The 11,824-nt window shown below is 71.6% G+C and carries 12 protein-coding genes; 3 read left to right on the forward strand and 9 right to left on the reverse strand.

All coding sequences use genetic code 11. From position 1 onward, the window contains the following. The first annotated feature begins 10 nt into the window (after nucleotides 1–10). On the forward strand, nucleotides 11–184 hold the full coding sequence (locus WBA97_RS34925; RefSeq protein WP_424235276.1) for a hypothetical protein: 174 nt from the start codon (nucleotides 11–13) through the stop codon (nucleotides 182–184). 86 nt (nucleotides 185–270) lie between these two features. Next, nucleotides 271–453, forward strand: a complete 183-nt coding sequence (locus WBA97_RS34930) for a hypothetical protein (RefSeq protein ID WP_424235277.1) — start codon at nucleotides 271–273, stop codon at nucleotides 451–453. Here WBA97_RS34930 and hutI read toward each other — a convergent pair. From hutI to hutH, 5 genes are read right to left on the reverse strand one after another with little or no spacing between them, the layout of a single operon-like run. Next, complete coding sequence (gene hutI, locus WBA97_RS34935) at nucleotides 450–1,610, reverse strand: imidazolonepropionase (RefSeq protein WP_424235278.1); 1,161 nt, start codon at nucleotides 1,608–1,610, stop codon at nucleotides 450–452. The two genes, WBA97_RS34930 and hutI, sit on opposite strands and share 4 nt — an antisense overlap. Further along, nucleotides 1,607–2,917, reverse strand: coding sequence for a formimidoylglutamate deiminase (locus WBA97_RS34940; protein ID WP_424235279.1), 1,311 nt, complete (start codon nucleotides 2,915–2,917; stop codon nucleotides 1,607–1,609). The genes hutI and WBA97_RS34940 overlap by 4 nt, the downstream gene beginning before the upstream one ends. Continuing rightward, nucleotides 2,914–4,125 (reverse strand): allantoate amidohydrolase, encoded by a 1,212-nt coding sequence (locus tag WBA97_RS34945; protein WP_424235280.1) that lies wholly within the window; start codon nucleotides 4,123–4,125, stop codon nucleotides 2,914–2,916. The genes WBA97_RS34940 and WBA97_RS34945 overlap by 4 nt, the downstream gene beginning before the upstream one ends. Then, complete coding sequence (gene hutU, locus WBA97_RS34950; RefSeq protein ID WP_424235281.1) at nucleotides 4,122–5,774, reverse strand: urocanate hydratase; 1,653 nt, start codon at nucleotides 5,772–5,774, stop codon at nucleotides 4,122–4,124. Before hutU ends, WBA97_RS34945 begins: the two co-directional genes overlap by 4 nt. After that, nucleotides 5,771–7,267 (reverse strand): histidine ammonia-lyase, encoded by a 1,497-nt coding sequence (gene hutH, locus WBA97_RS34955; protein ID WP_424235282.1) that lies wholly within the window; start codon nucleotides 7,265–7,267, stop codon nucleotides 5,771–5,773. The genes hutU and hutH overlap by 4 nt, the downstream gene beginning before the upstream one ends. A gap of 73 nt (nucleotides 7,268–7,340) precedes the next feature. Between hutH and WBA97_RS34960 the strand changes: the two genes are divergently transcribed. Beyond that, a complete protein-coding gene (locus WBA97_RS34960; protein WP_424235283.1) occupies nucleotides 7,341–8,117 on the forward strand; it encodes an IclR family transcriptional regulator in 777 nt (258 codons plus the stop codon). Nucleotides 8,118–8,171: 54 nt separating this feature from the next. Here the strand turns inward: WBA97_RS34960 and WBA97_RS34965 are convergent, their stop codons facing one another. The 4 genes from WBA97_RS34965 to WBA97_RS34980 are packed head-to-tail and all read right to left on the reverse strand — an operon-like array spanning nucleotide 8,172 to nucleotide 11,599. Continuing rightward, nucleotides 8,172–9,080, reverse strand: coding sequence for an ABC transporter substrate-binding protein (locus WBA97_RS34965; protein WP_424235284.1), 909 nt, complete (start codon nucleotides 9,078–9,080; stop codon nucleotides 8,172–8,174). Nucleotides 9,081–9,093: 13 nt separating this feature from the next. Next, nucleotides 9,094–9,831 (reverse strand): ABC transporter permease, encoded by a 738-nt coding sequence (locus WBA97_RS34970; RefSeq protein ID WP_424235285.1) that lies wholly within the window; start codon nucleotides 9,829–9,831, stop codon nucleotides 9,094–9,096. Next, nucleotides 9,828–10,496 (reverse strand): ABC transporter permease, encoded by a 669-nt coding sequence (locus tag WBA97_RS34975; protein ID WP_424235286.1) that lies wholly within the window; start codon nucleotides 10,494–10,496, stop codon nucleotides 9,828–9,830. Before WBA97_RS34975 ends, WBA97_RS34970 begins: the two co-directional genes overlap by 4 nt. Continuing rightward, a complete protein-coding gene (locus WBA97_RS34980; RefSeq protein WP_424235287.1) occupies nucleotides 10,493–11,599 on the reverse strand; it encodes an ABC transporter ATP-binding protein in 1,107 nt (368 codons plus the stop codon). Before WBA97_RS34980 ends, WBA97_RS34975 begins: the two co-directional genes overlap by 4 nt. Between the last annotated feature and the right edge of the window lie 225 nt (nucleotides 11,600–11,824).

Here is an 11,824-nt window from a genome sequence, read left to right on the forward strand (position 1 = left end):
GAATGCACGCATGGCCGACGATGACGACGACCGGGACTGGATTCCCCTGGACCAGAACCCCCACGCCGACGACAAACGCGACGTGCTCGACCCGGCGGGCGAGGAGGTGCGGTACAAGCGCCTGATCCTGATCGGTCTCGGCATCGGCCTGGTCGCGGTGGCGCTGGTCATCTGGCTGGTGTGACGACTCGCAGGCGCCATGCCGTTACCGCCGCCCACCCGTAACATGGGACCTCGCGGCCGGAGGCAACGCCAGCCTGGGAGGACACCATGTCCAACGACGACCCGCAGCACGATCCCGTCATCTTCGGCGAGGACCCGTTCACCCACGAACGGCCGCCCATCGAGGGCGACCAGCCGACCTACCGGCCGCCGACCAGGTGGCCGTTCATCATCACGATCCTGATCCTCGTCGTGGTCCTCGTCGGCGCCGTGGGGTTCTTCGTGTTCTAGTGCCGAACCCCGGCCCGCCACACCGCCCAGGTCAGCGGCACCCCCGGCCGGTAAGCCAGATGCGTCACCGACGGCGCGTCCAGCACCTGCACGTCCGCACGCGCACCCGCGCGCAGCACCCCGACGTCGTCGCGCCGCAGCGCCCGCGCGCCGCCCAACGTCGCCGCACGGACGGCCTCCTCGACCGACATCCGCATCTGCAGCACCGCCGTCGCCACGCAGAACGCCATCGACGACGTGTACGACGAGCCCGGGTTGCAGTTCGTCGCCAGCGCCACCGTCGCCCCGGCCGCCAGCAGCGCCCGCGCGCCGGGCAGCGGTTGCCTGGTCGACAGGTCGCACGCGGGCAGCAGGGTCGCCACGGTGTCCGACTGCGCGAGTGCATCCACATCGGACCTGGTCAGGTACGTGCAGTGGTCGACGCTCGCGGCGCCCATCTCCACCGCCAGGCGAACCCCGGGGCCGTAGCCCAGCTGGTTCCCGTGCACCCGCAGGCCAAGCCCCCTGGCGGCCGCGGCGGTCAGCACGGCACGCGACTCGTCCTCGTCGAACGCGCCCGTCTCGCAGAACACGTCCGCCCACCGCACGTGCGGCGCCACCGCGTCGAGCATCTCGCCGGTCACCAGGCCGACGTAGTCCGCTGTCGACATGTCGGCGGGCACCAGGTGCGCGCCGAGGAAGGTGACCTCGTCGACCTCGGCCGCGGCGAGGCGTGCCGAACGCAGCTCGTCGGCCACCGTCAGGCCGTAACCGGTCTTGGTCTCGACACACGTCGTGCCCTGCGCCACCGCCTCCGCGACGTGCTTGCGCAGCACCTGCCGCAAGACGTCGTCGGACGCGGCACGGGTGGCCGCCACGGTCACCGCGATCCCGCCCGCCGTGTACGGCTGACCGGCCATCCGCGCGGCGAACTCGGCCGTGCGATCGCCTGCGAACACGAGGTGTGTGTGGCTGTCGACCCAGCCCGGCAGCACCGCGCGGCCCTCGACGTCGACCCGTTCGTCCGCGTCCGGCGCCCCGGCCGCCGGACCGGCCCACGCGATCCGGTCACCGTCGAGCACCAGCGCGGCGTCCGTCAGCGCGGGCCCGTCGTTGGTGGTCAGCTCACCGATACCAGTGATGAGCACACTCCGCGCCCGATGGTTCGCTTCGCTCACGTCCACAGCTCCTCGATCGCCTCGGACAGCAACCTGCCCACGTCGCCGAGCCGTGCGTGGTGCCCGTCCTCGGCGACGACCACGCCGTTCGACACCACCGTGTGCACGTCGGACGCGGTCGCCGCGTACAGGACCTGGTCCGGGCGGCTGCCCGCCGTGCGGACGCTGTCGAGCCGCACGGCCACCAGGTCAGCGGGCGCGCCGGTACCGATCGTCCCCGCGTCCGGCCAGCCCAGTGCCGCGTTGCCCGCCGTGGTCAGCGCCCCCACCAGCTCCTCCGGCGCGAACCGGCCCCGTTGCCCGGTGCGCAACCGCTCGCCGTGCTCCAGCGCGCGGGCCTCGGCCAGCGGGTCAACCACCGCGTGCTGGTCACTGCCCAGCGACAGCGGCGCACCCGCGTCGACCAGCTCGCGGGCCGGGCCGATGCCGTCGGCGAGGTCCGCCTCGGTGGTCGGGCAGAAGCACACGGCGGTGCGCGACGACCCGAGTGCCGCGATGTCCCGGTCGGACAGGTGGGTCGCGTGCACGGCGGTCGTCGACGGGCCCAGCGCGCCGGACTCGGCCAGCAACGCGACCGGTGACATGCCGTACGCGGCCTGGCAGGCCTCGTTCTCGGCCGGTTGCTCGGACACGTGCACGTGCAGCGGCCATCCCTCCACAGTGGACGCAACATCGGCGATCGCCGCCCGTGGCACGGCACGCACCGAGTGGATGGCGGCCCCTCGGATGAACCGGAGGTCGGCCATCGGGCGCGCCCGCTCCGCCCACGCCTCGACACTGCCGTCGGAAAACCGTTGTTGCTCAGGCAAGAGCGGGGTGTCGATGCCGCCGGTCAGGTACAGGGTGTCGAGCAGCGTCATCCTGATCCCGGCCGCGGCCGCGGCCTCCCGCAGTGCCGCGCCCATCGCGTTCGGCTCCGCATAGCGGCCACCGCCCGGCGGGTGGTGCAGGTAGTGGAACTCGCCGACGACGGTCACGCCCGCGACGGCCATCTCCGCGTACACGGCGGTCGCGAGCTTCAGGTAGCCGTCCGGGTCGAGCCGCGACGCCAGCCGGTACATGCCCTGCCGCCACGTCCAGAAGGTGCCGCCGCCGGCGTGGGTGCGGCCCCGCAGGGCGCGGTGGAACGCGTGCGAGTGCGCGTTGGCGAACCCGGGGAAGACGACGCCGCGCAACACGTGCGCACCGGCGGGCGGCGTGCCGGACCGCTCGGTCACCGACGTGACCACGCCGTCGGCGACCTCGACCAGCGCGCCGGGGACGAGCGTGGACCCCAGCCATGCGTACTCGCACCAGTATGTCGTCATCCGGCGAGCTGTCCGAGCACGGTGGCGAGCGCGGTCACCCCGGCCTCGCAGTCCGCCGGTTCCGCGAACTCCTCCGGCGCGTGCGACACGCCGGTCGGGTTGCGCACGAACAACATCGCGGTCGGCACGTGCGCGGCGAGCACCCCGGCGTCGTGCCCGGCGCCGGTCGGCAGCGCGGGCACCCCGCCAAGCGCCGCCGACACCGTCTTCCTCAGCCCGGCGTCGAACACCACCGTGTCGCCGTAGGACTCCTCGACGACGGTCAGCTCACAGTTCTCCCGCGCGGCCGCATCCGTGGCCATGTCGCGAATCCGCTCGACCACCCCGCGCGTGTTCGCGTCGTCGGCCGCCCGTGCGTCGAGCCACACGTCCACAGTGGACGCGATGACGTTCGTGCCGCCCGGGTTCGGCACGATCCTGCCGACCGTGGCCCGCGCGTCGTCCACTTCGGACGCGGCGATCCTGGCCGCCAGCACCATCTCCGCCGCGGGCACCATCGGGTCGCGGCGGTCGCCGAGCAGGGTGGCGCCCGCGTGGTTGCCCTCACCGGTGAAGCTGAACCGCCACCGGCCGTGGGCGAGGATCGAGTCGGCGACCGCCACCGGGGCACCGAGGTCGATCAGGCCGCGGCCCTGCTCGACGTGCAGCTCGACGAACGTACCGATGGCGGCGAGGGCCTCGTCGTCGCGGCCGACGCGGGCCGGGTCGAGCCCGGCCTCGGCCGCCGCCTCGGCGAACGTCACGCCGTCCTGGTCGTGCAGGTGCCGTGCGACGTCCGGGTCGATCGCGCCGGACAGCAGCCGCGAACCCAGGCACGGCACGCCGAACCGGCCGCCCTCCTCCTCGGCGAACACGACGATCGCGATTGCCTTGTCGGGCGCGAAGCCGTTGTCCCGCAACGTATCCACGGCCGCGAGCGCGGAGACAACGCCGAGCGGGCCGTCGAACGCGCCGCCGCCGGGCACCGAGTCGAGATGGCTGCCGGTCACGATCGCGCCGGGACCAGGTTCGCCCCACCACGCCCACAGGTTGCCGTTGCGGTCGCAGCGCACGGCGAGATCGCGGCGCTGCGCCTGTTCGACGAACCACTCACGCAGCTCGCGTTCCGCCGGGTCGAACACGTGCCTGCGGTAGCCGCCCCGTTTCGGGTCGCGGCCGACGCCGTCGATCGCGGCGAGCAGACCAGTGGCGGTCGTGGTCCCGCTCATGGCATCGGCACGGTCACGCCGCGCTCGACGGCGACGTGGCGGGCCTCGTCGTAGCCAGCGTCGACGTGGCGGATGACGCCCATGCCAGGGTCGTTGGTCAGCACACGGGCGATCTTCTCACCGGCGAGCGGGGTGCCGTCGGCCACCGTCACCTGACCGGCGTGGATGGACCGGCCGATGCCGACGCCGCCGCCGTGGTGGATCGACACCCAGCTGGCCCCCGACGCGGTGTTGACCATGGCGTTGAGCAGCGGCCAGTCGGCGATCGCGTCGGAACCGTCGGCCATCGCCTCGGTCTCGCGGTACGGGGAGGCGACCGAGCCGCAGTCGAGGTGGTCGCGGCCGATCACGACCGGCGCGGACAGCTCGCCGCTCGCGACCATCTCGTTGAACCGCACGCCCGCGAGGTGCCGCTCGCCGTAGCCGAGCCAGCAGATCCGGGCAGGCAGCCCTTGGAACGCAACCCTTTCCCCTGCCATGCGGATCCAGCGGGCGAGGGACTCCTTCTCCGGGAACAGTTCCAGGATCGCGCGGTCGGTCGCGGCGATGTCGGCCGGGTCGCCGGACAGCGCCGCCCACCGGAACGGGCCCATGCCCTCGCAGAACATCGGCCGGATGTAGGCGGGCACGAAGCCGGGGAAGTCGAACGCGCGGTCGCAGCCGCCGAGCTTGGCCTCGCCGCGGATGGAGTTGCCGTAGTCGAACACCTCGGCACCCGCGTCCATGAAGCCGACCATGGCGTCGACGTGCTCTGCCATCGAGTCGCGGGCGCGGTCGGTGAACTCGTCCGGCTTCCTGGCGGCGTAGTCGGACCAGTCGTCGAGCCCGATGCCCTTCGGCAGGTAGGCGAGCGGGTCGTGCGCGGAGGTCTGGTCGGTGACGATGTCGATCTCGACGCCCCGGCGCAGCAGCTCGGGCACGACCTCGGCCGCGTTGCCGATGACGCCGACGGACAGCGCGCGGCCGTCCTTCCTGGCGGCCTCGACGCGGCGCACCGCGTCGTCCAGGTCGTCGGCCACCTCGTCGAGGTAGCGGGTCTCGACGCGGCGGTGCGCGCGGGCCGGGTCGACCTCGACGCACAGCGCGACGCCGTCGTTCATCGTGATGGCAAGCGGTTGCGCGCCACCCATGCCACCGAGCCCGGCGGTCAGGGTGATCGTCCCCTTGAGACTGCCGCCGAACCGCTTGCGTGCGATGGCGGCGAACGTCTCGTAGGTGCCCTGCAGGATGCCCTGGGTGCCGATGTAAATCCACGAGCCCGCGGTCATCTGGCCGTACATCGTCAGCCCCAGCGACTCGAGGCGCCGGAACTCCGGCCACGTCGCCCAGTCGCCGACGAGGTTCGAGTTCGCGATCAGCACCCTCGGCGCCCACTCGTGCGTGCGCATCACGCCGACCGGTTTCCCGGACTGGACCAGGAGGGTCTCGTCGTCGCGCAGTGCGGTCAGCTCACGGGTGATGGCCTCGAAACTGTTCCAGTCGCGGGCGGCCTTGCCGGTGCCGCCGTAGACGACGAGGTCGTCGGGCCGCTCGGCCACCTCGGGATCGAGGTTGTTGTGGAACATCCGCAGCGCGGCCTCGGTCTGCCAGCTGCGTGCGGTCAGCGTGGTCCCCCGCGCGGCGCGTACGGGTCGTGGTGAAGCGGTCACGGTAGGTCTCCCGATCGGATGAGTGCCTCGGCGGCGGCGATGTCCGGGGCGAGATGGCGGTCCGGGCCGGGCCCGGGGACGGACCGGCGTAACGCCGCGACGGCCTTCGCGGTGGCGGGCGCGGGGGTGAGCGGGGCCCGCAGGTCGAGCGCGCGGGCGGCGGTGAGCAGCTCGATGGCGAGCACGGTGGTGAGCCCGTCGATCGACTTGCGGAGCTTGCGCGCGGCGGACCAGCCCATCGAGACGTGGTCCTCCTGCATCGCCGACGACGGGATCGAGTCGACCGACGCGGGCACCGCCAGCCGCTTCATCTCCGACACGATCGCGGCCTGCGTGTACTGGGCGATCATGTGACCGGAGTCGACACCGGGATCGTCGGCGAGGAACGGCGGCAGGCCGTGGCTGCGGTTCGCGTCGAGCATCCGGTCGGTGCGCCGCTCGGCCATGCCTGCGACGTCCGCGGCCGGGATCGCGAGGAAGTCCAGCGGGTAGGCGACGGGCGCGCCGTGGAAGTTGCCGTTGGACTCGACCCGCCCGTCGGGGAGCACGACGGGGTTGTCGATGGCGGCGGCCAGCTCCCGGTCGGCCACGGTCTCGACGTAGGCGACGGTGTCGCGGGCTGCGCCGTGGACCTGTGGCGCACAGCGCAGCGAGTAGGCGTCCTGTACGCGGTTGCAGTGCGGACCGCGGTGGCTGTCCATGATCGCCGAGCCATGGAGCAGCGCGGTCATGCGCGCGGCGGAGTGCGCCTGGCCCGGGTGCGGGCGCAGCGCCTGCAGCTCGGGCGCGAACACGCGGTCGGTGCCGAGCAGTGCCTCGACACTCATGGCGGCGGTCAGGTCGGCGATGTCGAGGAGCCGGTGCAGGTCGGCCAGCGCGAGCACCAGCATGCCGAGCATGCCGTCGGTGCCGTTGATGAGCGCGAGACCCTCCTTCTCGGCCAGTTCGAGCGGGGCGATCCCGGCCTCGTAGAGCGCGTCCTTGGCGGGGTGGACGGCACCGTCGACGGTCACCTCGCCCTCACCCATCAGCGCGAGCGCGACGGCGGAGAGCGGCGCGAGGTCCCCAGAGCAGCCGAGTGAGCCATACTCGTGGACGATGGGCGTGATCCCCGCGTTGAGCAGGCCGCACAGCGCCTCGACCACCTCGGGGCGGACCCCGGTGCGCCCGGTGGCGAGGGTCCTGAGGCGCAGCAGCATCAGCCCGCGCACCACCTCGGCCTCGACCGGATCACCAGCACCGGCGGCGTGCGACCGGATCAGCGACCGCTGCAGAGCGGCGCGCCGGTCCAACGGGATGTGCCGGGTGGCGAGCGCACCGAACCCGGTGGACACGCCGTAGGTGGGGGTGACGGCCTCGGCAAGACGTTCGACGTGCGCACGGGTCTTGGTCACCTCGGCGAGCGCACTGTCGCCGACCTCGACCGGCGCGTGACCCCGCACCACGGCGACCACCTGTTCGCGGGTGAGCGCCCCGCCATCGATCACGACCATGGGCCCCATCCCACCGCGCCCAGCCGGTTCGCACGACCCGAGGCCGGCGATCGGAGTCTGGTATCCCAGACACATGACGGATGTGCCTGCCCTGCGCCGCGGCCTGGCGGTACTGCGCCTGCTGGCGGGCCGAGCGGGCCCGGTAACGGCCGGTTATGTGGCCCGCGAGCTGGGACTACCCAGGTCGACGACGTACCACCTGCTGACCGAACTGACGGCGGCCGGGTTCGTGACACACCTGCCGGAGGACCGCCGGTACGGGCTGGGGCTTGCCGCGTTCGAGCTGGGCTCGGCGTACCTGCGGCACGACCCACTCGAGCGACTGGCAAGGCCCGTGCTGCACGCGCTGATCGGCCGGACCGGGCACGTGGCGCAGCTGGGGGTGCTGCACGGAAGGGAGGCGCTGTACCTGCTGCGGGAACAGCCCGTTCTCCATGCGACCGTGGTGACGGATGTCGGGGTGCGGCTACCGGCGCACCTGCCCGCGTCCGGCCGGGCGATGCTGGGCGCGCTGCCCGCGGCGCAGGTCCGGGCCCTGTTCCCGGGGCGTTCGGCGTTCGTGGACCGGACGGGTCGTGGTCCGCGCGACCTGCCGTCGCTGCGCAGGGCGCTGACCGCGGCGCGGCAGCGCGGCTGGACGGTGGAGGACGGCTACGTGACGCCGGGCTTCGCGTCGGTGGCGGCCCCGGTCCTGGACCACAGCGGCCACCCGATCGCGGCGATCTCGACCACATTCCGCCACGAGTGCGAGCTGGAGTGCGGCGAGACCTGGCCCGGCCTGGCGGCGGAAACCCGCCGGGCGGCAGAGGAACTGACAGCTCGCATCGGCGGCCAGGCCACAACGCGCTGACGGGTCCCTCCGAGACGGTGAACGTCTCGAAGGGACCCCTTCAGCGCATGGGTTCTACAGGCCGATCTCGCCCAGCCACTCCTTGGCGACATCCGCGTACTCCGGCTTGTCCGGAGCGTTCAACCGAGCGTTCAACTCGAGCAGCGTCTCGGTGTCGAGCTTCGCCGAGACGGCGTTCAGCGCATCCTTGACCGTGTCGGACGCCTTGTCCTTGTTGATCAACGGCACCACGTTCTGCGCGGCGAAGTTGTTCTTCGGGTCCTCCAGCACCACCAGGTCGTTCGCCTCGATGGCGGCGTCCGTTGTGAAGATGTCGGCGGCCTGCACGGTGCCGTCCAGCAGCGCCTTCGTGGTGATGGCGCCCGGCTCAAGCGCGCTGAAGCTCTTGAACGTGCAGTTGTAGGTCTCCTTGATGCCCGGGATGCCATCCGCGCGCTCCTGGATCTCCGGCGGCCCGCCGAAGACGGTCTCACCGCAGTGCGGCACCAGGTCCTCGATGGACTTCAGGTTCCACTTCTCCGCCGTCTCCTTGGTGACGACGACCGCGTCCTTGTCCTCCGCCTCGGCCTTCTCCAGCACGATCAGGTTGGCGGGCAGCGCCTTGGGCAGCGCCGCGTACACCTCCTCGGCCTCGACCTCCGGGGCCGTCTTGTTGAAGAACTGCAGCAGCACGCCCGTGTACTCGGGGATCAGGTCGATCGACCCGTCCTTGAGCCCGTCCATGTACTTCTCGCGGCTGCCGAGGTCGTGCTGCCGCTGGACCGTGACGCCCTTGGCCTCGAGGGCCTGGGCGTAGATCTCGCCGAGCAGCTGGCTCTCCGGGAAGTTCGCCGAGCCGACCGTGATCGTGTCGCCGGATCCGCCCGACGGCTCCTCCTCGGCCAGTGGGTCGGAACTGCCGCACGCGGAAACGGCCAGCGTCGCCGCCAGGGCCGTCGCCACACCGGCGATAACGCGCTTCATCCTCAATGTCTCCTCACGTGGACTTCTCTACCAAATCAAGGGTCGGCCTGCGCCAGGTGCGCGCGGTGCTCCTCCTCGTCGCAGCGTGGCGCAGACCCGGCGAGACCGCCACCCGCTGCACGACCTCGAGCACACCCTCCACCACCAGCGCGAGCACGGCGATGACGATGGCGCCCGCCGCCATCTGCGGGTAGCCGTTGGGTGAGCCAGCGCCCGAGTTGTTGCCGTCGATCACGAACCGGCCCAGCCCGCCGAGTCCGACGTAGGCCGCGATCGTGGCGGTCGCGATCACCTGCAGCGTCGCGGAGCGGATGCCGCCGAGGATCAGCGGGAGCGCGTTGGGCAGCTCCACCTTCCACAGCACCGTCGATCCGCGCATGCCCATGCCACGGGCGGCATCGACGACCGCACCGTCGACGTTGCGGATGCCGGCGTAGGTACCCGCGAGGATCGGCGGCAGCGCCAGGATCACCAGCGAGATCACCACCGGCAGCAGGCCGACGTAGGTCAGCAGCACCAGCAGCGTCAGCAGGCCCAGCTCGGGCAGCGCGCGCAGGCCGTTGGACAGGCCGGCGACGACGAACGTGCCGCGGCCGGTGTGGCCGATGAGCGCGCCGATCGGCACCGCGATCACAACCGCGATCAGCACGGTCAGCGCCGTGTACCCGAGGTGCTCCATGAGCCGGGCCGGGATGCCGGTCGGCCCGGTCCAGTGGTCCGGGTCGAACAACCAGTTCAATGCCGAGTTCACTTGGCCGCCCCCTGCCGCACGCGCGTCCACGGCGTGATGACCTTGCCCACCAACAGCAACAGCACGTCGATGATCAGCGCGATCACGAGGATCAGCGCGATCGCGACGACCATCTCGACCGCGTTGTTGCGCCGGAAGCCTTCTGTGATCAGGCTGCCGAGCCCGCCGATGCCGATCAGCGCGCCGACCGCGGTCAGGCTCATCGCGGACACCGCCGCGACCCGCAGACCCGCCACGATCACCGGGATCGCGAGCGGCAGCTCGACGGCAAGGAACCGTTTGACGGGGCGGAAACCGATGGCGGTCGCGGCCGCGGTGACCTCACCCGGCACGGCCAGCAGCGCGTCGGTGACCGAGCGGACCAGCAGCGCGACCGTGTAGATGGCGAGCGGTATCTGGACGTTCAGCGGGTCGATGATCTTCGTGCCGATGATCAGCGGCACCAGCGTGATCAGCGCCAACGACGGGATCGTGTACAGCACGCCGGCGAGTGGCACCACCACCAGCCGCACGGCGGGCCAGCGGCTCGCGGCCCAGCCGAGCGGGATCGAGATGATCAGGCCCGCCAGGACCGGGAGCAGCGCCAGGTACAGGTGCTCGCCGGTGGCCTCGGCGATCTTGTCGACGTTGCGCGGTAGCCATGGCCACGGCCAGTCGACGTTCACGCCGGCACCTCACCGGTCCGGCGCGCCTCGGCGAGCGCGTTGAGCACGGCGGCCGCCTCGACACTGCCCGCGACCGCGCCGTCCTTGTCGACGGCGATACCCAGTCCGGCAGGCGAGCTGAGCGCGGCGTCGAGCGCGTTGCGCAGTGATCCCGCGGTACCCGCTGCCCCGTCCACTTCGTACAGTGAGCCACCGGAGACGAGACCGTCCGCGGTCACGGTGTCCGATGTGGACGGACAGTCGAGCCAGCCGAGCGGCCGGTTCTGCTCGTCCACGACGACGACCCAGCCTGGCTCCTCGGCCTTCCCGCCGACCCGCACGGTGGCGACCGGGCCGATCGGCACCCCGGTCGCGGTGAGGAAGCCGAGCGCGCGGTAGCCGCGGTCGCGGCCGACGAACGAGGACACGAAGTCGTCGGCGGGCTTCGCGAGCAGCTCCGACGGCGTCGCGTACTGCGCGAGCTTGCCGCCGACGCGGAACACCGCGACCCGGTCGCCGAGCTTGATGGCCTCGTCGATGTCGTGGGTGACGAACACGATCGTCTTGTCCAGCTCGGACTGCAGGCGCAACAGCTGCTGCTGGAGATCGTCGCGGACGATCGGGTCGACCGCGGAGAACGGCTCGTCCATCAGCAGGACCGGCGGGTCGGCGGCGAGCGCGCGGGCCACCCCGACCCGCTGCTGCTGACCGCCGGAGAGCTGCACCGGGTACCGCTTGCCCATCCCGGCGGGCAGGCCGACCAGCTCCATCAGTTCCGCCGCGCGGGCACGCGCCTCGCGCTTGCTCTTGCCGGTCAGCAGCGGCACGGTCGCGATGTTGTCGAGGACCGTGCGGTGCGGGAACAGTCCCGCGTGCTGGATGACGTAACCGATGCCGCGCCGCAGCAACGACGGGTCCGACTCGCGAATGTCCTTGCCGTCCAACAGGATCGTGCCGCCGGTCGGGTCGATCATCCGGTTGATCATGCGCAACGAGGTCGTCTTGCCACAGCCGGACGGCCCAACGAACACCGTGATCTTCCCCGCGTCGACGACCAGGTCGAGGCCGTCGACCGCGACCGTGCCATCCGGGTACTTCTTGGTCACGGCCTGGAACTCGATCACTGCCCCGAGACTCCTCAGGTCGAGACGGCCACCGTCAGGCCGTAGATCGCTAGACCCTAGCCCGATCCAGAAACAACGGCAGGCCATCCCACAATCCGACTAGACCATCCACCCCACCAACACTCCCCCATCCAGCCCAGCGTAACCAGATCGTCACCATCCCCACCCACCCAAACCCCCACCAAACCCCGCGAGTCCACGGTTCAGAACCCGCGAGTCCACGGT

Source organism: Actinophytocola sp. (assembly GCF_049647105.1).
In the GTDB taxonomy this organism is placed as follows: Bacteria; Actinomycetota; Actinomycetes; order Mycobacteriales; family Pseudonocardiaceae; genus Actinophytocola.